Annotated in this window: 21 protein-coding genes; 15 read left to right on the plus strand and 6 right to left on the minus strand. The window is 70.9% G+C overall.

Annotation, left to right across the window (positions count from 1 at the left end; translation table 11 throughout):
• Window positions 1–18 precede the first annotated feature (18 nt).
• Window positions 19–2,508: a tetratricopeptide repeat protein gene (locus tag BXA03_RS06455; RefSeq protein WP_159444706.1), complete on the minus strand. Its 2,490-nt coding sequence runs from the start codon at window positions 2,506–2,508 to the stop codon at window positions 19–21.
• A gap of 74 nt (window positions 2,509–2,582) precedes the next feature.
• Window positions 2,583–3,806 carry a YadA-like family protein gene (locus tag BXA03_RS26505; RefSeq protein ID WP_159444707.1) on the minus strand — a complete coding sequence of 408 codons (1,224 nt, stop codon included), beginning with the start codon at window positions 3,804–3,806 and terminating at the stop codon, window positions 2,583–2,585.
• On the opposite strand from BXA03_RS26505, the gene BXA03_RS26835 reads away from it, so the two are divergent.
• Window positions 3,745–4,545: a hypothetical protein gene (locus tag BXA03_RS26835; protein WP_159444708.1), complete on the plus strand. Its 801-nt coding sequence runs from the start codon at window positions 3,745–3,747 to the stop codon at window positions 4,543–4,545. The two genes, BXA03_RS26505 and BXA03_RS26835, sit on opposite strands and share 62 nt — an antisense overlap.
• Window positions 4,546–4,551: 6 nt before the next feature.
• Complete coding sequence (locus BXA03_RS26515) at window positions 4,552–5,004, plus strand: hypothetical protein (RefSeq protein WP_143476231.1); 453 nt, start codon at window positions 4,552–4,554, stop codon at window positions 5,002–5,004.
• Window positions 5,005–5,792: 788 nt separating this feature from the next.
• Here BXA03_RS26515 and BXA03_RS06475 read toward each other — a convergent pair.
• Window positions 5,793–6,599, minus strand: coding sequence for a crotonase/enoyl-CoA hydratase family protein (locus BXA03_RS06475; RefSeq protein WP_076505253.1), 807 nt, complete (start codon window positions 6,597–6,599; stop codon window positions 5,793–5,795).
• A 155-nt stretch (window positions 6,600–6,754) separates the two neighbouring features.
• Window positions 6,755–9,427, minus strand: coding sequence for a winged helix-turn-helix domain-containing protein (locus BXA03_RS06480; RefSeq protein WP_076505255.1), 2,673 nt, complete (start codon window positions 9,425–9,427; stop codon window positions 6,755–6,757).
• A 150-nt stretch (window positions 9,428–9,577) separates the two neighbouring features.
• On the opposite strand from BXA03_RS06480, the gene BXA03_RS06485 reads away from it, so the two are divergent.
• Complete coding sequence (locus BXA03_RS06485; protein ID WP_076505257.1) at window positions 9,578–10,372, plus strand: SDR family NAD(P)-dependent oxidoreductase; 795 nt, start codon at window positions 9,578–9,580, stop codon at window positions 10,370–10,372.
• A gap of 15 nt (window positions 10,373–10,387) precedes the next feature.
• Here the strand turns inward: BXA03_RS06485 and BXA03_RS06490 are convergent, their stop codons facing one another.
• Both BXA03_RS06490 and BXA03_RS06495 read right to left on the minus strand, forming a co-directional pair.
• Complete coding sequence (locus BXA03_RS06490) at window positions 10,388–10,804, minus strand: type II toxin-antitoxin system VapC family toxin (RefSeq protein WP_076505259.1); 417 nt, start codon at window positions 10,802–10,804, stop codon at window positions 10,388–10,390.
• Complete coding sequence (locus BXA03_RS06495; RefSeq protein WP_076505261.1) at window positions 10,801–11,058, minus strand: type II toxin-antitoxin system Phd/YefM family antitoxin; 258 nt, start codon at window positions 11,056–11,058, stop codon at window positions 10,801–10,803. Before BXA03_RS06495 ends, BXA03_RS06490 begins: the two co-directional genes overlap by 4 nt.
• A 184-nt stretch (window positions 11,059–11,242) precedes the next feature.
• On the opposite strand from BXA03_RS06495, the gene BXA03_RS06500 reads away from it, so the two are divergent.
• The 12 genes from BXA03_RS06500 (at window position 11,243) to BXA03_RS06555 (ending at window position 24,578) form a co-directional block, all read left to right on the plus strand.
• The gene (locus BXA03_RS06500; RefSeq protein ID WP_076505263.1) at window positions 11,243–11,701 is read left to right on the plus strand and encodes a MarR family winged helix-turn-helix transcriptional regulator; all 459 of its coding nucleotides are present in this window, start codon (window positions 11,243–11,245) and stop codon (window positions 11,699–11,701) included.
• Window positions 11,698–13,683 (plus strand): FUSC family protein, encoded by a 1,986-nt coding sequence (locus BXA03_RS06505; protein WP_076505265.1) that lies wholly within the window; start codon window positions 11,698–11,700, stop codon window positions 13,681–13,683. Before BXA03_RS06500 ends, BXA03_RS06505 begins: the two co-directional genes overlap by 4 nt.
• A 118-nt stretch (window positions 13,684–13,801) precedes the next feature.
• Window positions 13,802–14,986: an acetyl-CoA C-acetyltransferase gene (locus BXA03_RS06510; protein ID WP_076505266.1), complete on the plus strand. Its 1,185-nt coding sequence runs from the start codon at window positions 13,802–13,804 to the stop codon at window positions 14,984–14,986.
• A gap of 131 nt (window positions 14,987–15,117) precedes the next feature.
• On the plus strand, window positions 15,118–15,960 hold the full coding sequence (locus BXA03_RS06515) for an ABC transporter ATP-binding protein (protein ID WP_076505268.1): 843 nt from the start codon (window positions 15,118–15,120) through the stop codon (window positions 15,958–15,960).
• On the plus strand, window positions 15,944–16,669 hold the full coding sequence (locus BXA03_RS06520) for an ABC transporter ATP-binding protein (RefSeq protein ID WP_076505270.1): 726 nt from the start codon (window positions 15,944–15,946) through the stop codon (window positions 16,667–16,669). The genes BXA03_RS06515 and BXA03_RS06520 overlap by 17 nt, the downstream gene beginning before the upstream one ends.
• Before the next feature lie 7 nt (window positions 16,670–16,676).
• A complete protein-coding gene (locus BXA03_RS06525) occupies window positions 16,677–17,549 on the plus strand; it encodes a branched-chain amino acid ABC transporter permease (RefSeq protein ID WP_076505272.1) in 873 nt (290 codons plus the stop codon).
• A gap of 5 nt (window positions 17,550–17,554) precedes the next feature.
• A complete protein-coding gene (locus tag BXA03_RS06530) occupies window positions 17,555–18,562 on the plus strand; it encodes a branched-chain amino acid ABC transporter permease (protein WP_076505274.1) in 1,008 nt (335 codons plus the stop codon).
• A 39-nt stretch (window positions 18,563–18,601) separates the two neighbouring features.
• On the plus strand, window positions 18,602–19,426 hold the full coding sequence (locus BXA03_RS06535) for an enoyl-CoA hydratase-related protein (protein WP_076505276.1): 825 nt from the start codon (window positions 18,602–18,604) through the stop codon (window positions 19,424–19,426).
• Window positions 19,427–19,557: 131 nt separating this feature from the next.
• The gene (locus tag BXA03_RS06540; protein WP_076505278.1) at window positions 19,558–20,772 is read left to right on the plus strand and encodes an ABC transporter substrate-binding protein; all 1,215 of its coding nucleotides are present in this window, start codon (window positions 19,558–19,560) and stop codon (window positions 20,770–20,772) included.
• A 39-nt stretch (window positions 20,773–20,811) separates the two neighbouring features.
• On the plus strand, window positions 20,812–22,461 hold the full coding sequence (locus BXA03_RS06545; protein WP_076505281.1) for a long-chain-fatty-acid--CoA ligase: 1,650 nt from the start codon (window positions 20,812–20,814) through the stop codon (window positions 22,459–22,461).
• Entirely contained in the window at window positions 22,458–23,372 is a 915-nt protein-coding gene (locus BXA03_RS06550) for a thioesterase family protein (protein WP_143476232.1), read from the plus strand. Before BXA03_RS06545 ends, BXA03_RS06550 begins: the two co-directional genes overlap by 4 nt.
• A gap of 123 nt (window positions 23,373–23,495) precedes the next feature.
• Window positions 23,496–24,578 (plus strand): CaiB/BaiF CoA transferase family protein, encoded by a 1,083-nt coding sequence (locus BXA03_RS06555; protein ID WP_076505290.1) that lies wholly within the window; start codon window positions 23,496–23,498, stop codon window positions 24,576–24,578.
• Window positions 24,579–24,593 lie beyond the last annotated feature (15 nt).

Raw genomic sequence — 24,593 nt, forward strand, 5'->3', positions numbered from 1 at the left:
CGTTGAAGCGCGGTCGGGTCACAGGGAGGCCGCCACGCTGAAGTCCTCGGGCGGCAGGCCCGCGCGGGCGCGTTCGGCCATGTGCAGCAGCGCCTGCTCCAGGTAGCGCACGGCGCGCGGCGTGTCGAAGAGCGGCAGCGTGGCCTTGCTGGCCTGCAGGCGTTCGCGCAGGGCGCGCGTGCGCGCGCGGTCATGGCCCAGCGCGATCGCCAGGGCCTGGTAGTCCTCGACGCTGCCGGTGATGAGCTCTGCCATACCGGCCGCGGTGAGGATGCTGCCGGGCATGCGGATCGCATAGGTCTCCCCGGCATCGGCCATCGACACCATCGGGCAGGCCATCGACAGGCATTCGATGGCCGTGGTGCCCGAGCCTTGGGGATAGGTGTCCAGGCACAGGTCGGCGACGCTGTAGCGGTGCAGGTGGTCTTCGCGGCCGAGCGGTTCGCTGAAGATCACCCGTTTGGGCGCGATGCCATGGCGTTGCACCACGGCTGCCAGCCGCTCGAAGGCCACTTTCGGGGTGCGATGGGTACGTGCCAGCCACAGCACGCTGCCGGGCGTGTTCTTCAGGATGTGCATCCAGGCGTCGAACACCTTGGGATGGATCTTGGCGAAGGAGCCGAAGTTGGCGAAGACGAACGCGTCTTCCGGAATGCCGAAGTCGGCGCGCGTGAAGACGCGGTCGCTGGGCTTCTGCCACCGGGAGCTGATCTGCATGGTGAAGGGCAGGCGCGCCACGCACTCGGCGTAGTGCTCGTCCAGGTTGGGCGGCGTGGTGAAGGGATCGCCGAACAGGTAGTCGTACACGCCTTCGCCCATCGAGGACACGTAGCCGAGCCAGTGGCACTGCACGGGCGCGAGGCGGTTGATCAGGATGCGGCTGCGCGTGCCCTGGGTGTTGCCCGTCAGGTCGATCAGCACGTCGAGCTCGAGCGCGCGTACGCGCTCCACGATCTCGCGCGAGGTGCAGTGCTCGAAGTCGATGAAGACATCGACGTCGCGTTCGATGTTGCGGCGGAACGCACTGCCGTCGTCGGGGCCGTAGGACAGGGCATGGACCTCGAAGCGCGAGCGGTCGTGCAGGCCGTAGATCTCCTCGGTGAGGTAGGACACCGGGTGGGTGCGGAAGTCGTACGAGAAATAGCCGATGCGGATGCGGCCCTCTTTGCGGCTGCGCACTGGCGGCAGGTCGGCGTAGATCGGCTGGTCCTTGAAGACCGAGCGGCCCACGAGCGCGGCAATGCGCTTCATGTCCTCGGCCTTCTCGATGAGCATGAGGTAGGCCAGCGACGCGGACAGGTCTTCCGGCTCCTGTTCGAGCGACAGGCGCAGCAGCTTCTGGCCCACCGCCTCCAGATCGCTCCAGTCGACGCACGAGAGCTTCTGCCCGTAGAGGTACAGCAGGCTGACGCAGTCGTCCGGCGCGGCCGCCACGGCGTCCTTGAAGTAGCGCAGTGCCTCTTCCAGCTCGATCAGCATGAAATGGCACACGCCCAGGTTTCGCAGCATCATCACGCTGTCCGGCTCCAGGGCCAGCGCCTTGGTGAAATGGGCGATGGCGGTGCGGTAGTCCGACTTCTTGAAGTAGGCCACGCCGAGGTTGTTGACCACGTCCTTGCTGTCGCCGCGCAGTTCGGCCAGGCGGTGCAGCATGGCGATGGCATCGTCGAGCCGCAGGCGATCCTGCAGCGCGCCGGCAACGGCGAACATCATGTTCACGAAGGCGGGCTGCAACAGCGGTTCGGCCAGCGCTTCGGCCTCGCCTTCGCGCATGAGCCGCATCAGCACCTCGATGGCGCTTTCCGGGGCCTGTGCGTGCAGATGCTCGCCGTAGGGCCGCAGCACCTGCGCCGACCGGGAGCCGAGGCCGAAGGCGGCTTCGCTGTGGACCAGTGCCTCTTGCGTGCGGCCCTCGCTCCAGAGGATCTTGGCCAGCGTCTCGCGCCAGACCAGGCCCTCGGGCGCCAGGTCGACCGCGCGCGCGAAGGCGTCGCGGGCAGCCTGCGACTCGCCCAGGTCGAGCAGGCCTGCGCCGTAGTTGTTCCACACGCTGGCGTTGTCGGGGTGGGCGCGAATGGCGTCTGCGCCGATCTGCTGGAGCTTGCGTCGCTTCTTCTGACTGCGCAGCGCGCTCAGCAGGTTGATGTAGGTGTCGGCCGAGGCCTGGCCACTGCGGATCGCGACCATGGCGTCCTGCTCGGCCAGGGCATGTTCCTTCAGTTCCAGCAGCACGCCGGCACGGTTGGTGTAGTAGACGGGATGCGGGTTCAGGGCGATGGCCGCATTGAGCAGCTGCAGCGCCTCCTGCATGCGGTTGGCCGCCTTGTAGATCAGTCCGAGCAGCTGCAGTGCGTCGGGATAGTTCTCGACCCGGGCCAGCACCTCGCGGTACATCGCCTCGGCACGTGCGAGGTCACCCTGGCGGTGATGCTCGAGGGCCTGCGCAATGGTCTCGCGCGCCCAGGCCTCCAGGGCCGGTGCCACCTTCGGGGGGTGCGATCTCTTCATGGTTGTCGTGGGAAGGCAGGGGCGGATGAGGCAGGACATGGCCTGCCCCTCCGCCCCGCCGGTTCAACCCAGGGTCATGGCTTCCAGCGGAAGGTGAAGCCTGCGCCCACGCTCACCTTGCTGCCCGAGAAGCTCAGGGTCGACCGCAGGAACACGTTGGGCTGCACCTGGTAGGCCATGCCGAGCGCCCCGGCCGCGTAGCCGCCCTGGTAGCCGATGCCCGCACCCATGGTCACCTCGCCCGGAGCCGTCGGCATGACCATGTTGGCCTGGGCCGCCGCCATGGCGCCGGTCTGGTCGATCTGCCTTTGCAGACGGCCTTCGGTCTGCTGCAACTGTCCGAGATTGACAGCGTCGGTGGCCACCACACCGGGCGCCACGTTCTGCACGCGGTTGCCGCCCATGTCGACGTTCGCCCCAGGCGCCACCGTCAGGGAATTGGTGGCCGTCAGCGCATTCACCGTGGCCGCCGTCGCGTTCAGCACGCTGGTGTTGATGCTGGTGGCATTCACCGTGCTGGCGTTGACGGTGCTGGCATTGACGGTGCTCGCGTTGACCGATCCCGCCACGCTGACGTTGGTGGTGGTCAGGTTGTTGACCGTGGCATTGTTGGTCGTGAAGTTCTGCGTGGTCACATTGGTCACCGACATCTCGTTGTTCGAGAGCGTCGAGTTGCCGATGACGATCTGCGTCGCGCTGACCGTGCCCGCGTTCACGCTGGTGGCCGTGATGGTGCCGGCGTGGATGGTGGACGCGGTCACGCTGTTGGCGCTGACGGTGCCGGCCGAGATGCTGTTGGCAGTGACCGTGCCTGCGGACACGCTGGTGGCCGTGACCGTGCCGAGGCTGGCGCTCGACGCGTTGACGGTGCTCGCGGTGATGCTCGCCGCCGTCACGGTGCCCAGGCTCGCACTGGCGGCCGTGATGCTGCTGGCACTCACGGTGCCGGCCGACACGCTGGTCGCCGTCACGGTGTCCACCTTCAGCCCGCCGGTGATGGTCGCGCCATTGGTGACGTTGGCCTTGGCGGTGGTCAGCTGCGTGGCATTGACCGTGCCCGCCGTGATGCTCGCCGCCGTCACGGTACCCGCCGAGACGCTGGTGGCCGTGAGGCTGGTCGCGCTCACCGTGCCGGCCGTCACCGTGTCCACGCTGAGGCCGCCGACGATGGTGGCACCGTTGGTGACGTTGGCCGTGGCGGTGGTCAGGCTGGTGGCATTGACCGTGCCGGCGGTGATGCTCGCCGCGGTCACCGTGCCCGCCGAGACGCTGGTGGCCGTGACGCTGAAGGCACTCACGGTGTCGGCGCTGATGCTCGCTGCGGTGATGGTGCCGGCGGAGACGCTGGTGGCCGTCAGGCTGGAGGCACTGACCGTGCCGGCACTGATGCTCGCCGCCGTCACGGTGCCCAGGCTGGCGCTGGTCGCCGTGACGCTGAACGCGCTGACCGTATTGGCGCTGATGCTGGCCGCGGTGATGGTGCCGGCAGAGACGCTGGTGGCCGTGAGGCTGGAGGCACTGACCGTGCCGGCACTGATGCTCGCGGCCGTCACGGTGCCCAGGCTGGCGCTGGTGGCCGTGACACTGAACGCGCTGACCGTATTGGCACTGACGCTCGCTGCGGTGATGGTGCCGGCAGAGACGCTGGTGGCCGTGAGGCTGGAGGCACTGACGGTGCCGGCACTGATGCTCGCGGCCGTGACGGTGCCCAGGCTGGCGCTGGTCGCCGTGACGCTGAACGCGCTGACGGTGTTGGCGCTGATGCTGGCGGCGGTGATGGTGCCGGCAGAGACGCTGGTGGCCGTGAGGCTGGAGGCACTGACCGTGCCGGCACTGATGCTCGCCGCGGTCACGGTGCCCAGACTCGCACTGGCGGCGGTGACGCTGAACGCGCTCACGGTGCTGGCGCTCACGCTGGAGGCGGTCACGGTACCCAGGCTGGCCGAGGTGGCCGTCACGCTGTTGGCGCTGACGGTGCTCGCGTTGACGCTCATGGCCGTCACGCTGCCCATCGTCGCGCTGTTGGCCAGCAACTGATTGGTGGTGACGTTGGTGGCGGTGATGGTGCCTGCATTGACGGAACTGGCATTCACGCTGGAGGCCGTCACCGTGCCCAGCGTGGCGCTGAAGGCGGACAGGCTGGTGGTGGCAACGCTCTGTGCGTTGACCGTGCCCGCGTTCACCGTGGACGCCGTCACGCTGGTGGCACTGACGGTGCCCGCGCTGATGCTGTTGGCGGTGACCGTGCCCAGGCTAGCGCTGGCGGCGGTGATGCTGCTGGCGCTCACGGTGCCGGCGCTGATGCTGTTGGCGGTGACCGTACCCAGGCTGGCGCTCACCGCGGTGATGCTGTTGGCGCTGACAGTGCCCGCCGTCACGCCGCCTGTGGAGGCGTTCAGGTTGGTGATGGTGGCGCTGGTGATGCGGGCCGAGCCGATGGTGGCCGAGCCCATGGATGCGTTCGCGATCGTCGCCGTGCCGGTGATCGACGGCTGATACAGCGTTGCATCGTTCAGCCATTGATTGTTGGAATAGCCGTAGTCCTGGTCGACGACGAAGCCGCCGCTGCCTTGCGTAGCAGCGATGTAATAGAGCACCTCGACATTGCAGTTGGAAGCAAGGCAACTGGTGGCTGCTGCGGCGGGGTCGGCGCCGAACATGCCGGCGGCCACGAGGGCCGGCGCCGTGAGGACGTAGTGACGGCCCAGCACGGCGGCCATCAGCGAGCTGATGCCGGTCGGCTTGCGGCCTGGTGTGTGACAGACTTTTTTCATTGGATCGGATGTTTTTTTGAAAGGACGGCGGGCCGGGGCCCTCGGTGCGGTCGGGGATCAGGTCGTGGCGCTCACCTCCTGTTGGTTGGCAGGGCCCGCGGCAATCTCCAGGCGTGCGACACCGTCGCCGGCGGGCGGGTCGGCGGGGTCGTCGGGTGTGCGGCTGGGCCGCGAATTCAGGCGGCCGGGGGGATGTCGTGCACGGGCATCGCCGGGCGATGCGCTGCGCCTGGCCGCATGGCGCAGCGGGCTGCCCGATGCTCGGGCGGATGACCGGCGAGCGGCCGAAGCAATGCCGCGCGCGATCTCGGTATGGCGCTGGAAGCAGTCATCTGTCGATCCCCCTGGAATGCCCTCTGGCCCGCCTCTTGGATGTGGGGCGGGCGCCGGATCGTCAGTCTAGGTTGGCACTTTTGTGTTAAATCGAAAGACCGCAGATTTGCCCCGAGTGCGTTAAATCCTTGGGGATTGCCCGAGGCGATCTATTCACAATCCGTTGGATCGACGCAGTTATCCCCGGTCGGCTCGCCCGTGCCGCCCCGCTCCCGCCGCGAAGCGCGCCGCCCCCGCCTCGCCCTCGGCGAAGAAGGCTGGCACGCCATTCGCACCTTCCTGCCGCAGCGCGTCGCTCAGCGGCAGGTCCCACTGCGCGTAGGCCGATCGGCGATCGGCCAGCATGCACTGTTGCGGGAAGGCCGCCAGCTCGTGCGCCCAGGCCTGGGCCCTGGCCAGGGCGTCGCCGCGCGGCACGACGCGGTTGACCAGGCCCATGGCCAGCGCCTCGTCGGCGGGCACGGGCCGGCCGCTGAGGATCAGGTCCATCGCCCGGCCCATGCCGATCAGGCGCGGCAGCCGCACGGTGCCGCCGTCGATCAGTGGCACGCCCCAGCGGCGGCAGAAGACGCCCATCACCGCGTCGTCGGCGGCCACGCGCAGGTCGGCCAGCAGGGCCAGCTCCAGCCCGCCGGCCACGGCATAGCCCTCGATGGCGGCGATCAGCGGCTTGGACAGGGCCATGCGCGTCGGACCCATGGGGCCGGGACCCTCACCGCGGGCATCCAGCGCATTGCGCGCTTCGGGGTCGGTGGCGGCCGCGAGGTCGGCCCCGGCGCAGAAGTGGCCGCCCGCGCCGGTGAGCACCGCCACGCGCAGCGCGTCGTCGGCCTCGAAGCGTTCGAAGGCCTTGCGCAGCGCTTCGGCGGTGGCGCCGTCGACGGCGTTGCGCTTGTGCGGGCGGTCGAGGGTGATGGTGCAGACGGGGCCGTCGGCGGCGTAATGCACGATGGCTGGCTGCGTGGATGACGAGCGATCGGTCATGGGCAGGACTCCTGTTCGAAAAGGACCGCGGCCGGCGCCGTGCCGATGGTGGCACCCGGCAAGAAGACTTGTTCCGTTCGCCGTGAGCCCGTCGAAGGGCAGAGCGGCGCGCCCGCCATGCGTTCGCATCCCATGAGCGCGTCGTCGGTGGCGCCCTACCGCACCACCCCCGCCTGCCGCGCCAGCGCCACGGCCTGCGTGCGGCTGCGGGCGCCGAGCTTGAGGTTGATGTTGCGCAGGTGCGTGCGCACGGTGCTGTCCGAGACAAACAGCTTCTCGGCCATGGCGGCGTTGGAATAGCCGGCGGCCAGCAGCTCCAGCACACGGATCTCCTTGCGGGTCAGCGGCTCGGCCAGCGGTGCGGGCGGGGCGTCGCCCGCAACGGACTCGTCCTCGTGCGCCTCGCCGAAGGCGGCGGCCAAGCGAGCGATATGGTCGGCATAGATGGGGCCGGCCTCATCCAGCCGGGCGCGGTCGGCCTGCAGGGTGCGCAGCAGCGGCGCCAAGGCAGGTCCCTCGTCCAGCAGCAGCCGCACGAAGCCTTCGCGCGCGGTCTCGGCCAGCACCGCGGCCAGCACCGCCTGCGCCTCCGCCGCGGCACCCGCGCGCGCCTGGGCCAGCGCGAGCAGCACGCGCAGCTTGAGCGCGCGGTGCCGCCGCGCCAGCGTGTCGGCCTCGGCGATGGCGGGGGCCAGCGCCTGCCGCACCGCCTCGGCATCGCCGAAGCGCAGCTGCCAGCGCCAGCGGCCGATGGCGATGTCGTCCACCGGGTGGGCCGGCAGGTTGAGGCGGCGCACGCGGTCCCACACGGCGGCATCGTCGGCGCGCTCCAGCATGTCAGCGGCGGCGTCGCGGTTGCCCTGCAGCATCAGCAGGCGCGCATGCTCCAGCTTGGCGCTGGCCACCACGCGCGGCAGCTGGCGGTCGTGCCCCAGGTATTCCAGCTCGGTCAGCAGCTGGAAGGCACTGTCCACGTCGCCCTGCAGGAAGGCGATGCGCGCGCGCATGCGGTAGGCCGCGATCACGTGGTCGGGCAGACCGACGTCGCGGGCCAGCGGCAGGTACACGCTCAGCAGGTGCTCGGCGCCGGCCAGGTCGTCGCCTTCGTACAGCACGCCGGCATGCAGAACACCGGCCCAGGCATTGCCCTGCGTGGGGTTGTACGAGGCGCTGCGCGGCGTGGCGGAAAGCGCCACCCGAAAGCGCGCGGCCGCCTGGCGCAGACGGCCCTCGGCCAGGTCGAGCACGCCTTCCATGGCCTCGGTGTACATGCGGTTGAAGATGCTGCCGGCCTGGCTGCGGCGCGCGGCGTCGAGCAGGCGGTGGGCTTCGTGCTGCTCGCCCATCACCGAGACGATGTAGGCCATGGCATTGGCGAGCGCGCTGTCGGCGAAGGCGCGGCAGGTGGGCAGCCGCCGCAGGTTGGCATGGCCGACGGGGTAGGCGTCCTCGGGATGGTCCATCATGGCCAGCAGCAGCGGCTGCAGGCCGTTGACGTGGGCGCGCACGGCGGCGTCGTCGCTGGTCTCGCAGCCGCTGGCCTGCAGCCGCTGCAGCGCCTGCCAGGGGCCGCGGGTGAAGCATTCGGCCCAGGTGGCCACCATCTGCAGCAGCGGCTGGCCGGCCAGCTGCTCGGGCGGCAGCGCGGCAAACCAGCGGTCGAGCAGGCGCATGCGGCCTTCTTCCAGGAAGCGCTCGGCATGGCGCGCGAGCAAAGCCAGCGCATGCGGATGGTCCCCGCCTTCGATGGCATGGTCGATGGCGGGCACCGGCCGGCCCTCGGCCTCGTACCAGCCCGAGGCCGCCAGGTGCAGCCGTGCCACGTCGCCGGGCCGCTCGCGCGCCAGTTGCGCGCGCAGGAAGTCGGCGAACAGGCTGTGGTAGCGGTAGCTGCGCGCATCGCTGGCCAGCGGCGCCAGGAAGAGATGGCCGGCCTCCAGCTGGGCCAGCAGGGCCGCGCAATCGGCGCGCGGCGCCACGGCGGCGCACACCCGGGCGTCGAGCACGCGCAGCACGCTGGTGCGCAGCAGGAAGTCGCGCACCTCCTCGCTCTGCTGGGCGAGCACGTCCTCGGCCAGGTAATCGGCCACGGCGCGGTCGGAGCCCGAGAAGCGCTCGACGAAGTCGCTGCCCGCGGCGCCATGCCGTTGCAGTGCCAGCGAGGCCAGCCACAGCGCGCCGGCCCAGCCCTCGGTCTTGGCCAGCAGGCGCTCCAGCGTGTCGCGCGGCAGGGCTTCGCCACGCAGGCGGAAGAACTCCTCCGCCTCGGCGGCCGAGAAGCGCAGCAGGGCGGCATCGATCTCCAGCAGCTGGCCGCGGGCCCGCAGCCGGCCCAGGCCCAGGTCGGGCAGGCTGCGCGAGCCGATCACGAGCTGGCCCTGGCGCGGCAGGCCGTCGAGCAGCTGCCGAACCAGGCCGATGACGGCGGGCGACTGCAGCACCTCGAAGTCGTCGAGGAAGAGCGCGAAGGGCAGCGCGTCGTGACCCAGGGCCGCGATGGGATCGCCCAGGCCGCTGCCCGGGGCGGGCTCGATGCCCAGCGCCTGCACGGCCGCGCCCAGGCTTTGCAGGAAACGCGGCACGTCGTTGTCCGCGCCGTCGAGCGTGAGCCAGGCGGTGGCGATGCCCTCGGCCTCCAGGCGGTCGCGCATCTGGTGCATGGCGGTGGTCTTGCCGAAGCCGGCCGGTGCGCGCACCAGCAGCAGCCGCGCGCGGGCTGCCTCGTGCACCTGCCGCGCGATGGCCTGCCGCAGCACCTGCGCCGCCGGCGCTGCGGGCGGACTGAGTTTGGCGGGCTGGACGTGCACGGAAGTCGACGGGGCGTACATGGTACGAGGCGGCGCGCGTGGCGCGGAGTGACAAGGGCCGCGCGATGGCGGCCGGCCACTTTCGTCGGTTTGGACGATGGCCGCAAGAAGGGGCGATTCCTAGACTGCGGCCCGCTTGCCCACCGCCTTTGCACAGAACAGGAGCGCTTCATGCAACTCGATGCCACCATCGCCGCCGTCGTCACCGGCGGTGCCTCCGGCCTGGGCGCCGCCACCGCGCGGCGGCTGGCCTCGCACGGCGTCAAGGTCGCGCTGTTCGACCTCAACGAAGCGGCCGGCGAGGCCCTGGCCCGCGAGATCGGCGGCCTGTTCTGCGCCGTCGACGTGACCAATGAGGCTTCGGTTGACGCCGGCTTCGCCAAGGCCCGCGCCGCGCACGGGCAGGAGCGCGTGCTGGTCAACTGCGCTGGCACCGGCAATGCCGTCAAGACCGCCAGCCGCGACAAGGCCACCGGCGAGATCAAGCACTTTCCGCTGGCCAATTTCGACCGCATCATCCAGATCAACCTGGTGGGCACCTTCCGCTGCATCGCCAAGTCGGCGGCGGGCATGCTGACGCTGGAACCCCTGGTGGATGAGCACGGTTCGGGCGAGCGCGGCGCCATCGTCAACACCGCTTCGGTGGCCGCGGTGGACGGCCAGATGGGCCAGGCCAGCTATTCGGCCAGCAAGGCCGGCGTCGTGGGCATGACTTTGCCCATCGCCCGCGACCTGATGGGCGAGGGCATCCGCGTCAACACCATCCTGCCCGGCATCTTCGACACGCCGCTGCTGCAGGGCGCGCCCGACAACGTCAAGGCGGCGCTGGCGGCCTCGGTGCCCTTCCCGAAGCGCCTGGGCAACCCGGCCGAGTACGCGCACCTGGCGGAGACGATGATCACCAACGGCTACTTCAACGGGGAGTGCGTGCGACTGGACGGGGCGATACGGATGGCGCCGCGGTAGCGGGCGCCGCAGTGCTCAGGATGGCGCAAAGGGGTTGAACACCTCGACGGCCAGCGCCTTGAAGTCCGCCACGTTGCGGGTGGCCACGGTCAGGCCATGGACCTGGGCGGTGGCGGCGATCATGGCATCTTCGTAGAGCGTGTCGGACTTCCGGTGCATCAGCCGCGCCCAGGCCCGGAAGGCCGCGGCGTCCATGGGCAGGACGTTGTAGGCGCTGGCGATCTGCGCCAGCCATGCCTCGATCTCCTGGGCCTTGGACGCGTCCTGCTCCTTCGTCAGCTCGATGCCGGCCTGGATCTCGCCGAGCGTCACCGCCGAAAGATGCAGCTGCGCCTCGTCCAGGGACTTCAGCCAGGCGACCACCCCGCCGTGCGGGCGCAGGCGGCGCAGTTCGGAGACGACGTTGATGTCGAGCAGGTAGCCCTGCGTCACCGCTGCGGCTCCACCTTGCGCCTGCGCGCCTGGCCGCGCGCGGGCACCAGCAGATCGGTGCGGCCGACGTCCGACAGCAGCAACTGCTTGAGTGACGGACGTGCCGCCGACTGCAGCCGGCGCCATTCCTGCACCGGCACCAGCACGGCCGCTTCGGCGCCGCGGCGGGTCACCATCTGCGGGCCTTGCTCGAGGCAGGCGTCGAGGAATTCGCTGAACCGCGCCTTGGCGTCCTGAACGGGCCATGTGTGCAACGAAAAGCTCCTGTTGAACTGGTCAGGCAACTAGTCTGTCAGCGGAGCGGCGCACTGTCCAACGACCGACCTCGCGGCCCGTTTCTCGACGGGACTTTCGCCCATCGGCGGGCGGCCGGGCCGGAGTCCAGATCGATCCCCTCCCAATCGTTGGAATTCAAACGATTCGCCTATCATCCACCCCATGGATGACGACGCCCCCGCCCTGCCCCGCCAGCGCTTCGGCATGCGCTTCGTCGTGCTCGCCCGCCGCTGGCGCCGGGCGCTGGACGCGCAACTCGCCGCCCTGGGCCTGACCGATGCGGGCTGGCCGCCGCTGATGTACCTCGCCCAGGCGGGCGGCGGGCTCACGCAGCGGGAGCTGGCCGAGCGCATCGGCATCGACGGCTCCAGCCTGGTTCGGTTGCTGGACCAGCATGCCCGCGCCGGCTGGATCGAGCGCCGCGACGATCCGCAGGACCGCCGCACCTGGCGGCTCTTCCTCACCCGCGACGGGCGCGCGGTGGTGCGGCGCATCCAGACGGTGCTGGACCGGGTGGAAAGCCGCATGCTCGCCGGGCTGGACGACGCGCAGCTGCAGGCGCTGCTCGATGGCTTCGACCGCATCGGCGAAGGCATCGCGGCGATGGAGTCGGACGCATGACGGTCCATCCAGTCCCGGCCGCCGGCGCTCCTTCCTTCGACCGCCTCGCGCGCCGCCTCGGCTTCGAGCCCGCTCGCCTCGCCTTCACCCTGCGCACCGCGGCGGGCTCGGGCGTGGCGCTGCTGCTGGCGGGCCTGCTGGGCCTGGACCATCCCCAATGGGCGGCCATGACCGTGTGGATCGCGGCGCAGCCGCTTCGCGGCCACCTGATCGAGAAGAGCCTGTTCCGCCTGCTGGGCACGGCCGCCGGTGCCGCCTATGGCGTGGCGCTGGTAGCCCTGGGCCAGGGCTCGCCGGCGGTGCTGGTGCCGGGGCTGGCGCTGTGGGCCGGGCTGTGCGCCGGGGCCGGCCAGCTGCTGCGCGGTTTCGCGAGCTACGGCACGCTGCTGGCCGGCTACTCGGCGGCGATGGTGGTGCTGCTCGACGCTAGCCATCCCACGCACATCGCTGCGTTCGGGCTGGACCGGCTGCTGACCATCGGCCTGGGCGTGGTGGTCGCGCTGGCCGTGAGCCTGCGCTTCGCGGCCCGGCCGCCGGCCGATGCGCTGCACCTGCGCACGCGCACGCTCTGCCTCGAGCGGCTGCGCGAACTGGCCGCCTGGGCGCGCACCGGGGCGCTGCCGGTGCAGACGGCGCGGGACACCCAGCTGGCCGAACTGGCGCGCCTCGAAGAAGGGCTGGAGCTGCAGGTGGCCGGCCGCCTCGATTCGCGCCGCGAGGTGCGCGCGCTGCGCCAGGCGCTGACCGCCCAGGTCGGCCTGCTGCTGTGGTGGCCGGGGGCCCAGGCGCCTGCCCGCGCCGATGGCGCCGCGCTGGCCGATGCCCTGCAGGCCACGCTCGATGCCGCCGCGGCCGGCCGGCTGGTGAGCCCTTCGCTCCTTCAGGCCGCCACGGTCGCCGACGCGCAGGACACCGAACTGGGCGCCGTGCTGCGTCGCCTCGGCGCAGCTACCGGGAGCATCGAAAGCGCTGCAGCTTCGCCGACGCGACGCGACACCGCCAGCGGCCCTGCATCCGGCGCCCAGCCGCAGGCCGCCTTCGAGCCGACCGTCGTGCTGCACCGCGACTGGATCGCCGCGCGCGAGACCTTCCTGCGCTCCGTGCTCACGCTTGGCCTGATCGGGGCGCTGTGGCTGGCGACTGGCTGGCCGGCGACGCCGCTGCTCATGCTTGGCGTGGCGGTGATGACCACGCTCTTTTCCACCGCCGACGACCCGGCGCGGCTCATGCGCTCGGTCTTCTGCGGCCAGTTGCTCGGCGCGGCTGCGGCGCTGGCGGTGCAGGCCCTGCTCTGGCCGTGGGTGGACGGCGCGGTCGGGCGATTGCTGATGTGCCTGCCGCTGGTGCTGGCCGGCGCCTTCGTGCTGGCGCATCCGCGCACGGCGCGCTTCGGCTTCGACTTCAACCTCGTCGGCCTGCTGCTCCTGCAGCCCATGCATGTCCATGCCTTCTCCTGGCCGACGGGGCTGGCCGAGGCCGCGGCCGTGGTGGCCGGACCGCTGGTGGCGCTGGCGGCCTTCCGCCTCGTCTTTCCGCCGGGCGGACGGCGCCGCTATGCGCAGCTGTCGGCGCTGATGCAGGCGGAGGTCGCGGCCATGGCCGCGCAGCCGCAGGCCTGGCGACGGGCCGAGGTGTGGCGAGCTCGGTTGCAGCATCGCGTGCTGCGCCTGGTCCGCTGGGCCGATGCGGCGGGCCTGGCGCCGGAGCACGGCGCACGCCAAGGCCTGGCCGTGCTGGCCACGGGGCAGGCGGTGCTCGCTCTCGGGCAGCTATTGGCGCAGGATGCGCTGCCGCCCGCCGACCGTCGCCGCGCGCAGGCCTGGTTGCGTCGGCTGGCCCGGCCCATTCGCAGCCCGGCCCAGGCCCACCGCCGGGGCCGCCTGCTGGCGCGCGATGCATTGCGGCTCGGCCCCCCGCCCGCCGGGCCTGCGCCGGCTGCGGCGCTGCAGCACGCCGCCCGGGTGCTGGCGCGGGCGGTCTGAAGGGCCGTCGCGGTTCGCGGCCCTCGAAATTCGTCGCTTCGGACGAGCGACGCCGCCGCCTTCGCCGCCCAGAATCCACGCGGACTTCCGACGAACCGCATTGGAGACTGGAGACCCCATGGCAGAAGCATTCATCGTCGCCGCCACCCGCACCGCCGGCGGCAAACGCGGCGGCCGACTCTCGGGCTGGCACCCCGTGGACCTCGCAGCACAGGTGATCGACGAACTGGTGCGCCGCGCCGATGCCGACCCGGCCCTGGTCGAGGACGTGATCATGGGCTGCGTCAGCCAGGTCGGCCAGCAGGCCACCAACGTGGCGCGCAACGCGGTGCTGGCCTCTTCGCTGCCCGAGTCGGTGCCGGGCACCTCGGTCGACCGGCAGTGCGGCTCCTCGCAGCAGGCGCTGCATTTCGCGGCCCAGGCCGTGATGAGCGGCAGCATGGACGTGGTGATCGCCGCCGGTGTGGAGAGCATGTCGCGCGTGCCCATGTTCACGCCCAACGTCCTGCCGCTGAAGGCGGGCCTGGGCGGCTACATGAGCCCGGCCATGCAGAAGCGCTACCCCGGCGTGGAGTTCAGCCAGTTCATGGGCGCCGAGATGATGGCGAAGAAGTACGGCCTGTCGAAGGAGCAGCTCGACGTCTACGCGCTGCAGAGCCACCAGCGCGCCGTGGCCGCGACGAACGAGGGTCGCTTCGCCAAGGAGATCCTGGCGATCGAGGCCCGCAGCGCCGAAGGCGGCACCGAGGGCGAGGGCCAGCCGCACATGGTGGACGAAGGCATCCGCTTCAACGCCACGCTGGAGGGCATCGCCGGCGTCAAGCTGATCCAGGAGGGCGGCCGCTGCACGGCGGCCACCGCCAGCCAGATCTGCGATGGCGCCACCGGCGTGATGGTGGTCAACGAGCGCGGCCTCAAGGCGCTGGGCGTCAAGCCGCTCGCGCGCATCCACCACATGACCATGATCGGCCACGACCCGGTGATCATGCTGGAGGCGCCCATCCCCGCCACGCAGCGCGCGCTGCAGAAGGCCGGCATGAAGATCGACGACATCGACCTGTTCGAGGTCAACGAGGCCTTCGCGCCCGTGCCGCTGGCCTGGCTGCAGGTGACGGGCGCCGACCCGGCGCGCCTGAACGTCAATGGCGGTGCCATCGCCCTGGGCCATCCGCTGGGCGCCTCGGGCACCAAGCTGATGACCACGCTCGTGCATGCCCTGCACGACCGCGGCGGCCGCTACGGCCTGCAGACCATGTGCGAAGGCGGCGGCATGGCGAACGTGACCATCGTCGAGCGGCTTTGACCCGCTGCCGGGCCATCTCCACGGGAGATGCACGCTCGGTGACCCTGGACCGTTCAGGCTGAGCCTGTCGAAGCCCGGGCGCGGAGTGGCGCGCGCCGGCCCTTCCATCACAACACCAGGGCAGGACTTCCATGACCCAGGACTTCGGAGACAGACACGCCGCCGCCGCCGAACCCCTGCTGCGCATCGAGGGGCTGTCGGTGCGCTTCGGCGGCATCGTGGCGTTGGACGGCGTGGGCTTCGACGTGGCCGCCGGCCAGGTCTGCGGCCTGATCGGGCCCAACGGCGCAGGCAAGAGCACGCTGTTCAACTGCCTCTCGCGGCTGTACGGCTGGCAGGCCGGGCGCATCGAATTCGCCGGCCGCTCGCTGGCCACGCTGCCGCGCCACCGCATGGCGGCGCTCGGCATCGGCCGCACCTTCCAGAACCTCGCGCTCTTCGCCAGCATGACCGTGCGCGAGAACGTGCGCGTGGGCACGCACACGCACCAGCATGCGGGCTTCCTGCGCGATGCGCTGCGCCTGCCCGGCGTGCGGCAGCTGGAGGCCGAAGCCGATGTGCGCACCGAGGAGTTCATCACCCTGCTCGACCTGGGCGCCGTGGCCGACCGCCGCGTGGCCGACCTGCCCTTCGGCAGCCAGAAGCGGGTGGAGCTGGCCCGCGCGCTGGCGGCGAAGCCCCGCTTGCTGCTGCTGGACGAGCCCGCCTGCGGCCTCAACCACGAGGAGCTGGAGGGCCTGGGCGACCTGATCCTCGCGCTGCGTGCGCGGCTGGGCCTGACGGTGCTGCTGGTGGAGCACCACATGGGCCTGGTCATGCGGGTGAGCGACAAGGTGGTCGCGCTCAACTTCGGCCGCAAGATCGCCGAGGGCACGCCCGAGGCGGTGCGCCGCCATCCCGAGGTGATCCGCGCCTATCTGGGCGACGACGGCGGTGCTGCCGAGACGGAGGTGCGCCATGCCCGCGCTGCTTGAACTGCGCGGCGTGCATGCCGCCTACGGCCCCACCGCCGTGCTGCACGGCATCGACTTGGACGTGCCCGAAGGCCGCGTCACCGCGCTGCTGGGCGCCAACGGCGCGGGCAAGACCACGCTGCTGCGTGCCGTCTGTCGCCACATGGTCGCGGTGCGCGGCGAGGTGCGGCTGGCCGGCGAGCGAATCGACGGCCGCAGCACCGAGCAGATCGCCCGCCTGGGCGTGGGCCATGTGCCCGACGGCCGCGGCACCTTCGCGCACCTCACGGCCGAGGAGAACCTGCGCCTGGGCGCCCAGGCCCGGCCGCGGCATCCGGGCCGCGCGGCCATGGCCGAGGCGATGGAACGCATCTATGCCTACTTTCCGCGGCTGAAGGAGCGGCGCGCGCAGCAGGCCGGCACCCTCTCCGGCGGCGAGCAGCAGATGCTGGCCATCGGCCGCGCTCTGATGGGCGAGCCGCGCCTGCTGTTGCTGGACGAGCCCTCCTTCGGCCTGGCGCCGCTGGTGGTGCGCGACATCTTCGCCATCATGCGGCGCATCAACCAGGAGCAGCGCATGGCCATCCTGCTGGTCGAGCAGAACGCGCGCCTGGCGCTGGAACTGGCCGACACGGCCTACCTGCTGGAGACGGGCCGCATCGTGCTGCACGGCACCAGCGAGGACGTGGGCCGCAACGACGCGGTGCGCCGCGCCTACCTGGGAGGCTAGCAAGGCCATGGACGCATTCCTGCACCAGCTCTTCGCCGGCCTGGCCACCGGCGGCATCTACGCCACCGTCGCGCTGGCGCTGGTGATGATCTACCAGGCCACGCACCACATCAATTTCGCCCAGGGCGAGATGGCGATGTTCTCCACCTTCATCGCCTGGTCGCTGATGCAGGCGGGGCTGCCGTATTGGGCGGCTTTCTTCGCCACGGTGGCGCTGTCCTTCGTGGTGGGCGCAGCGGTGGAGTTCGCCATCATCCGGCCGATGCACAAGGCCACCGACCTGGCGCAGGTGGTCGTCTTCATCGGGCTGCTGGTGGTCTTCCATAGCCTGGCGGGCTGGCTCTTCGGCTACACGATCAAGGAGTTTCCCAGCCCCTTCCCCAAGGACGCCTGGTATGCCAGCGCGCTGATGTCCGCGCACGAGGTGGGCGCCATCGCCGTGGCGCTGGCCCTGGTGGCGCTGCTCTTCGCCTTCTTCCGCCTCACGCCGCTGGGCCTGGCCATGCGGGCCGCGGCGCAGAACCCGGCCTCCTCGCGGCTGGTGGGCATCTCGGTGGGCCGCATGCTGATGCTGGGCTGGGGCCTGGCCGGCGCCATCGGCGCGGTGGCCGGGATGATGGTGGCACCGGTGGTCTTCCTCGATCCGCACATGATGACCGGCGTGCTGCTCTATGCCTTTGCCGGCGCGCTGCTGGGCGGCATCGACAACCCGGTGGGCGCGGTGGTCGGCGGCTTCCTGGTGGGCGTGCTGGAGAACCTGATGGGCAGCTACGTGGTGGGCACCGAGCTCAAGCTCTCGGTGGCGCTGGTGCTGATCGTGGGCGTGCTCATCGTGCGCCCGGCCGGCCTGATGGGTCGGCGCATCGTGAAGAGGGTCTGAACGTCATGTCCACCGTGCTCACTTCCGAGGCCGTGCCGCTGAAGGCGGCACCCGCGAGGCGGCGGCTCTCGCCCTCGTCCGTTTTCGCGCTGGCGTTGATCGTGGCCGGCGTGGCCCTGGCCTTCATCGCGCAGGGCTACCAGCTCTTCCAGGCCACCATGGTGCTGGCCTATGCGGTGGCGCTGGTGGGACTGAACATCCTCACCGGCTACAACGGCCAGATCTCGCTGGGCCATGGCGCCTTCTTCGCCATCGGCGCCTATGCGGCCGGCATCCTCATGGACCGCGCGGGCGTGCCCTACTGGCTGGCGGTACCGGCCGCGGGCGTCGTGAGCCTGGGGGTGGGCTACCTCTTCGGGCGACCGGCGCTCAAGCTCGAAGGCCTGTACCTGGCGCTGGCCACCTTCGCGCTGGGCGTGGCCATGCCGCAGCTGCTCAAGTACAAGCATCTGGAGGCGTGGACCGGCGGCGTGGGCGGCATCGTGCTGACCAAGCCCGAGGCGCCCTGGGGCCTGCCGCTGGATGCCGACCAGTGGTTCTATCTCTATGCGCTGGCCGTCGCGGTGCTGCTGTTCTGGGGCGCGCGCAACCTCATCGACAGCGGCAGCGGCCTGGCGCTGCGGGCCATCCGCGACCACGGCATGGCGGCCGAGGCCATGGGCGTGAACAACGCGCATGCCAAGTCCATGGCCTTCGCCGTCTCCGCCGGCTACACCGGCGTGGGCGGCGCGCTGGCGGCCATCGCGGTGCAGTTCGTGGCGCCGGATTCCTTCACCTTCTTCCTGTCCATCTCGCTGCTGGTGGGCATCGTGGTGGGCGGCGTCGGCACGCTGTGGGGGGCGCTGTTCGGCGCGCTGTTCATCCTCTTCGTGCCGGGGCTGGCCGAGCAGGTGTCCAAGTCCGCACCCTGGGCCGTGTATGGCGTGGTGCTGATCCTCTTCATGTTCGTGATGCCCGGCGGGGTGATGGGGCTGCTGCACCGGCTGCGCGCCCGCCTCGCACGCCGTGACTGAGCCCTCTTCGCCTCGACCTCCGACTCCCAAGGAAACCGCATGACCGCCGACACCGACACCGTGCTCCGCCTGCACCGCCACGACGAGGTGGCCGTGCTCACGCTGTGCAACACCGCGCGTTTGAACCCGCTGGGCATCGGCCTGCAGCAGCAGCTGCGTGCGCGGCTGGCCGAGCTGGCGGCCGATGCCGGCGTGCGCGCCCTGGTGCTCACCGGTGAGGGCAAGGGCTTCTGCGTGGGGGCCGACCTGCAGTCCATGGGCGGCGTGCCGGCCGGCGACGGGCGCACGCTGGGCGCACACACCGCGGACACCATGCATGCGCTGTCCAACCGGCTGATCCTCGACCTGCAGGCCCTGCCCATGCCCGTGGTCTGCGCCGTCAACGGCGCGGCGGCGGGCGCCGGAGCCGGCCTTGCGCTGGCGGGCGACTTCACGCTCATGGCCCGCTCGGCCTACTTCTTCCTGCCCTTCCTGCCCCGGCTGGGCATCGTGCCCGACCTGGGCACCACCTGGTTCATCGAACGCCGGCTGGGCCGTGCGCGCGCCATGGGCCTGGCCCTGCTGGGCGAGCGCCTGTCGGCCCAGCAGGCGCTGGACTGGGGCCTGGTGTGGGGCTGCGCGGACGATACCGCCCTGCAGGACGAGGCGCTCGCCCTGGCCCGCCGCCTGGCCCGCCTGCCCGCCCATGCCGCGATGGAGGCGCGCCGCGCCCTCGACGCCGCCGCCACCGGCAGCCTGGCCGACCAGCTGCACTACGAGGCCGAGCGCCAGCGCGAGCTGATCGATGGCGCCGCCTTCGCCGAGGGCGTGCGCGCCTTCGTGCAGAAGCGCGAGCCGGCGTTCCCGCCGCGCAGCGCCGGCTGATCCGGCAGGCGCCGGCCCAATCGTCGGAACCGACGATGGGCATCGGCAGGGGCGATTCCTACCATCGCCTCGCGACCCCGCACCAAGGCCCACGCAACACAGAACGGGCCGACGACAACCAGGAGACAACCATGCGCCTTTCCATCGCACGCGGCCTGGGGGCCGCGCTTGCCACCTTCTCGCTGCTGGCCCTGGCGCCTGCCGCGCAGGCCCAGAAGAAGTACGACACCGGGGCCAGCGACACCGAGATCAAGGTCGGCAACTTCGTGCCTTACTCCGGCCCGGCCTCGGCCTACGGCACCATCGGCAAGGCCCATGCGGCCTACTTCGCCAAGCTCAACGCCGAGGGCGGCATCAACGGCCGCAAGATCACCTACCTGTCGGCCGACGATGCCTACAACCCCGCCCAGAGCGTGGAGCAGACCCGCAAGCTGGTCGAGCGTGACGGCGTGCTGCTGATGTTCGGCGCGCTGGGCACCTCGCACAATCAGGCCGTGCAGCGCTACATGAACCAGCGCAAGGTGCCGCAGCTGTTCGTCTCCACCGGCGCCACGCGCTGGGGCGACCCGAAGAACTTCCCGTGGACCATGGGCTGGCAGCCCACCTACCAGCTCGAAGGCGCGATCTTCGCGCGCCACATCATGGCCACGCGGCCCAACGCCAAGGTCGGCATCCTGATGCAGAACGACGACTTCGGGAAGGACTACCTCAAGGGCGTGATGGACGGCTTCGGCGACAAGGCCAAGCAGTTCATCGTGAGTCAGCAGACCTACGAGGTGACCGACCCGACGGTGGACAGCCAGATGGTCGCGCTCAAGGGCTCGGGCGCCGACACCTTCATCAACATCACCACGCCCAAGTTCGCCGCCCAGTCCATCCGCAAGGCGGCCGACATCGGCTGGAAGCCGGCCCACTACCTGGTGAGCGTGTCGCTGTCGATCAGCTCGGTCATCAAACCGGCGGGTGCCGACAACGCGCAGGGCATCATCACCGCCAGCTACCTGCGCGAGCCCTCCGACCCGAGCAACCAGGGCACGCGCGAGCTGGCCGACTACCTGGCCTTCATGAAGCAGTACTACCCGGCAGGCGACCCCAACGATTCACTCAACGTCATCGGCTATTCGCAGGCCCAGACGCTGGCCGAGATGCTGCGCCGCTGCGGCGACGACCTGACCCGCGCCAACGTCATGAAGCAGGCCGCCAGCCTGAAGATGGCGCTGCCCATGCTCTACCCCGGCATCACGCTCAGCACCGGCGCCGACGACTTCTTTCCCATCAAGAAGATGCAGCCGGTGCGCTTCGACGGCACGCGCTACGTGCCCTTCGGCGAGCTGCTCGGCGGCTGAGCCACCACCGCACCGCCACCGCATCCAGGAGACACCGCCATGTCCGAACCCCTCTTCGGCCTGATGCAGGACCGCCCGCTGCTGATCTCGTCACTCATCGAGCATGCGGCGCGCTTCCATCCGCGCACCGAGATCGTCTCGCGCCTGCCCGAGGGCGGCACGCACCGCACCGACTGGCTGGGCGTGCGCAATGCCGCCTGCCGCATCGCCAACGCGCTGCAGTCGCTGGGCATCCAGCGCGGCGAACGCGTGGCCACGCTGGCCTGGAACACCTGGCGCCACCTGGCGCTGTACTTCGGCGTCTCGGGCACGGGCGCCGTGCTGCACACCGTCAACCCGCGGCTCTTTCCGGAGCAGATCGAGTACATCGCCAACCATGCCGAAGACCGCGTGCTGTTCTTCGACGTGACCTTCGCGCCGCTGGTGCAGAAGCTGGCGCCGAAGCTCAAGACCGTGAAGACCTACGTCTGCATGACCTCGCGCGAGCACATGCCCGCGCTGGACCTGCCCGACCTGCGCTGCTGGGACGAGCTGCTCGCCGCCCAGAGCGAACACTACGAGTGGCCCGACTTCGACGAGCGCACGGCGTCCTCGCTCTGCTACACCTCGGGCACCACTGGCAACCCCAAGGGCGTGCTCTATTCGCACCGCTCGACGATGCTGCACACGCTGATGGAGCTCGCGCCCGATACCTTCGGCATCAGCTCGCGCGAGACGGTGATGCTGATCGTGCCCATGTTCCATGCCAACGGCTGGGGCACGCCCTATGCGGCGGCCATGGTGGGCACGCGGCTGGTGTTCCCGGGGCCGCACATGGACGGCGAGAGCGTCTACACGCTGATGAAGGACGAGCGGGTCACCTTCTCGCAGGGCGTGCCCACGGTGTGGCTGATGCTCTTCCAGTACCTCGATGCGCATCCCGAGATCGATCCGCGCGCGCTCGGCATCAAGATGATCGGCATCGGTGGCGCCGCCGTGCCGCGCGCCATGCTGGAGCGCTTCGAGCAGCAGTTCGGCGCGCAGGTGGTGCAGGGCTGGGGCATGACCGAGACCAGTCCCATCGGCGTCATCAGCAAGCTGCTGCCCAAGCACGACGCCATGAGCGGGGACGAGCTGGTCAAGGTCAAGCTCAAGCAGGGCCGCGGCGTCTGGGGCGTGGACCTCAAGCTGGTGGACGATGCCGGCGAGGTACAGCCCTGGGACGGCCAGTCGCGCGGCCACCTGCGCGTGCGTGGGCCGTGGATCGCGTCCGGCTATTTCAAGGGCGAGGGCGGCTCGCCCATGGACGAGGAAGGTTTCTTCAATACCGGCGACGTCGCCACCATCGACACCGACGGCTACCTGCAGCTGGTCGACCGGGCCAAGGACGTGATCAAGTCCGGCGGCGAGTGGATCTCGTCCATCGACGTCGAGAACGCGGCCATGGGCCATCCGGGCGTGGCCGAGGCGGCCATCATCGGCGTGGCCCATCCGAAGTGGCAGGAGCGTCCGCTGCTGCTGGTGGTGCCGCGCGCGGGCCACCAGCCCACCAAGGAATCGGTGCTCGACTTCCTGTCCACCCGCATCGCCAAGTGGTGGCTGCCCGACGACGTGGTGGTGGTGCCCGAGCTGCCCCACACGGCCACCGGCAAGCTGCTCAAGACGCGGCTGCGCGAGCAGTACCGCGACTACCGACTGCCCACGGCATGAGCGGTGCTGCCGCCCCTCCTCACGAAGCCATGCGCCGGCAGGCCTGGCACCAGGCGCGCGAGGCCTATGGGTGGCACACGGCCCTGGCGCCACGCCATGCCGACCTGGACCTGCTGCGGCACCTGAACAATGCCGCGGTGATCGGGCTGCACATCGAGGCCCGTATGCGCTGGCTCGACGCCGTGCTGCCCCAGGCGGCGCCGGATGGCCTGCGCCTGCGCCCTGCCGGGCTCTGGACTGACTTCCTGGCCGAAGGCGCCTATCCCGCGGCGCTGGAGGTCGGCGTGGCGCTGCTGTGCGTGGATGCCGAGGCAGCCCACATCGCCACCGCCCTTTTCCAGCAGGGCCGCTGCATCGGCCTGCAGCACACCGAGCTGGCGGCCTGGCAGGACGGCGAGCGCGTGCCCTTGCCCACTGCGCTCGTGCAGCAGCTGCGCCTGCACGAGCAGCCGCGCGCCTTGCCTGCGCAGGCGCATGCGGCCTTCGGCGCGCCGGCCACCCAGGCCATCGAGGAACTGCTGGCCACCCGGTATGCCGACGTCGATGCCGAAGGGCTGCTGTCCGACGTGGCGCTGGCCCGCTACCTGGAGCATGGCCGCTCCCGCTGGTGGCTCGACGGCGGCACCGACCCCAGCCGGCTGCCGCTTACGGGCGGCGTCGACGTGATGGTGGCTCACATCGCCCTGCGAGTGCACCGCGCCGCGCCCGTGCCGGTCACCTGGGGCCTGCGCACTGGCGTGCAGGCACTGGGCCGTAGTTCGGTGGTGCTGCGCTGCCGGCTGTTCGACGGCGCGCTACTGCAGGCCGACAGCGAGGCCGTCCTGGTCGCCATCGACCCCGCCACGCACCGGCCGGCGCCGCTGCCCGATGCAGTGCGCGAACGCTGGGCCGCGCTGCTGCCGGCGGCCTGAAGCAAAGGCGCGGCACTTTCGTCCGTTCCGACGATTCCGGGTGCGGCGCCAGCTGCGCCATCATCGGGGCAGGGACCGGCAACAGGGCCGGCCCGCGCCATGCACACACAAGGAGACAACGCGATGGCAGGTCCGCTCCACGGCGTCCGGGTGGTCGAGTTCGCCGGCCTGGGCCCCGGCCCCTTCTGCGCCATGCTGCTGGCCGACCTGGGCGCGGAGGTGCTGCGCATCGTCCGCCCCGGCACCCCGCCCGATCCGCAGGACATCACCACCCGCAGCCGCCGCCAGGTGGCCATCGACCTGCGCGGCCCCGATGGCCAGGCGGCGGCATTGGCCCTGATCGACAAGGCCGACCTGCTGGTGGAGGGCTTCCGCCCCGGCGTGATGGAACGCCTGGGCCTGAGCCCCGACGACTGCCTGGCCCGCAACCCGCGCCTGGTCTACGGCCGCATGACGGGCTGGGGCCAGCACGGCCCGCTGGCCAAGGCGGCGGGCCACGACATCAACTACATCGCCATCAGCGGCGCCCTGCATGCCATCGGCCGCGCGGGCGAGGCGCCGGTGCCGCCGCTCAACTACGTGGGCGACTTCGGCGGCGGCGGCATGCTGCTGGCCGTGGGCCTGCTGGCCGCCCTGCACGAGGCCGGCCGCAGCGGCCGCGGTCAGGTCATCGACGCCGCCATGACCGACGGCACGGCGCTGCTCTCGGCCTTCATGTACGGCTTCAAGGCCAAGGGCCAGTGGAGCAACCAGCGTGGCGAGAACATGCTCGACGGCGGCGCCCACTTCTACGACACCTATGCCTGCGCCGACGGCAAGTACGTGGCCATCGGCGCCATCGAGCCGCAGTTCTATGCCGAGTTGCGCGAGCGCTGCGGCATCCACGATCCGCTCTTCGATGGCCAGATGGACCCGGCCCGCTGGCCCCTGCTCAAGCTGCGGCTGGCCGACGTGTTCCGCACCCGCACGCGCGACGAATGGTGCGCGCTGCTCGAAGGCACCGACGCCTGCTTCGCCCCGGTGCTGGACTGGGACGAGGCGCCGCAGCATGCCCACAACCGCGCGCGCGGCACCTTCACCGAGGTCGATGGCGTGGTGCAGCCCGCGCCAGCGCCGCGCTTCTCGCGCAGCACACCCACCGCGCCCGCCGCGCCGCACGCCGCCAGCCTGGACGAGGTGCTGGCCGCCTGGGGCGCCAGGGTGTGATGGGCGGGAGGAGAC

It is taken from the genome of Pseudacidovorax sp. RU35E, from assembly GCF_900156165.1.
Taxonomy (GTDB): Bacteria; Pseudomonadota; Gammaproteobacteria; order Burkholderiales; family Burkholderiaceae_C; genus Xenophilus.

Coding starts and splice junctions, on each gene's coding strand:
- BXA03_RS06455 (WP_159444706.1), bottom strand. CDS start 2,508: ATGAAGAGATCGCACCCCCCGAAGGTGGCACCGGCCCTGGAGGCCTGG.
- BXA03_RS26835 (WP_159444708.1), top strand. CDS start 3,745: ATGCTCGCCGCGGTCACCGTGCCCGCCGAGACGCTGGTGGCCGTGACG.
- BXA03_RS06475 (WP_076505253.1), bottom strand. CDS start 6,599: ATGACCGATCGCTCGTCATCCACGCAGCCAGCCATCGTGCATTACGCC.
- BXA03_RS06480 (WP_076505255.1), bottom strand. CDS start 9,427: ATGTACGCCCCGTCGACTTCCGTGCACGTCCAGCCCGCCAAACTCAGT.
- BXA03_RS06485 (WP_076505257.1), top strand. CDS start 9,578: ATGCAACTCGATGCCACCATCGCCGCCGTCGTCACCGGCGGTGCCTCC.
- BXA03_RS06500 (WP_076505263.1), top strand. CDS start 11,243: ATGGATGACGACGCCCCCGCCCTGCCCCGCCAGCGCTTCGGCATGCGC.
- BXA03_RS06505 (WP_076505265.1), top strand. CDS start 11,698: ATGACGGTCCATCCAGTCCCGGCCGCCGGCGCTCCTTCCTTCGACCGC.
- BXA03_RS06510 (WP_076505266.1), top strand. CDS start 13,802: ATGGCAGAAGCATTCATCGTCGCCGCCACCCGCACCGCCGGCGGCAAA.
- BXA03_RS06515 (WP_076505268.1), top strand. CDS start 15,118: ATGACCCAGGACTTCGGAGACAGACACGCCGCCGCCGCCGAACCCCTG.
- BXA03_RS06520 (WP_076505270.1), top strand. CDS start 15,944: ATGCCCGCGCTGCTTGAACTGCGCGGCGTGCATGCCGCCTACGGCCCC.
- BXA03_RS06525 (WP_076505272.1), top strand. CDS start 16,677: ATGGACGCATTCCTGCACCAGCTCTTCGCCGGCCTGGCCACCGGCGGC.
- BXA03_RS06530 (WP_076505274.1), top strand. CDS start 17,555: ATGTCCACCGTGCTCACTTCCGAGGCCGTGCCGCTGAAGGCGGCACCC.
- BXA03_RS06535 (WP_076505276.1), top strand. CDS start 18,602: ATGACCGCCGACACCGACACCGTGCTCCGCCTGCACCGCCACGACGAG.
- BXA03_RS06540 (WP_076505278.1), top strand. CDS start 19,558: ATGCGCCTTTCCATCGCACGCGGCCTGGGGGCCGCGCTTGCCACCTTC.
- BXA03_RS06545 (WP_076505281.1), top strand. CDS start 20,812: ATGTCCGAACCCCTCTTCGGCCTGATGCAGGACCGCCCGCTGCTGATC.
- BXA03_RS06550 (WP_143476232.1), top strand. CDS start 22,458: ATGAGCGGTGCTGCCGCCCCTCCTCACGAAGCCATGCGCCGGCAGGCC.
- BXA03_RS06555 (WP_076505290.1), top strand. CDS start 23,496: ATGGCAGGTCCGCTCCACGGCGTCCGGGTGGTCGAGTTCGCCGGCCTG.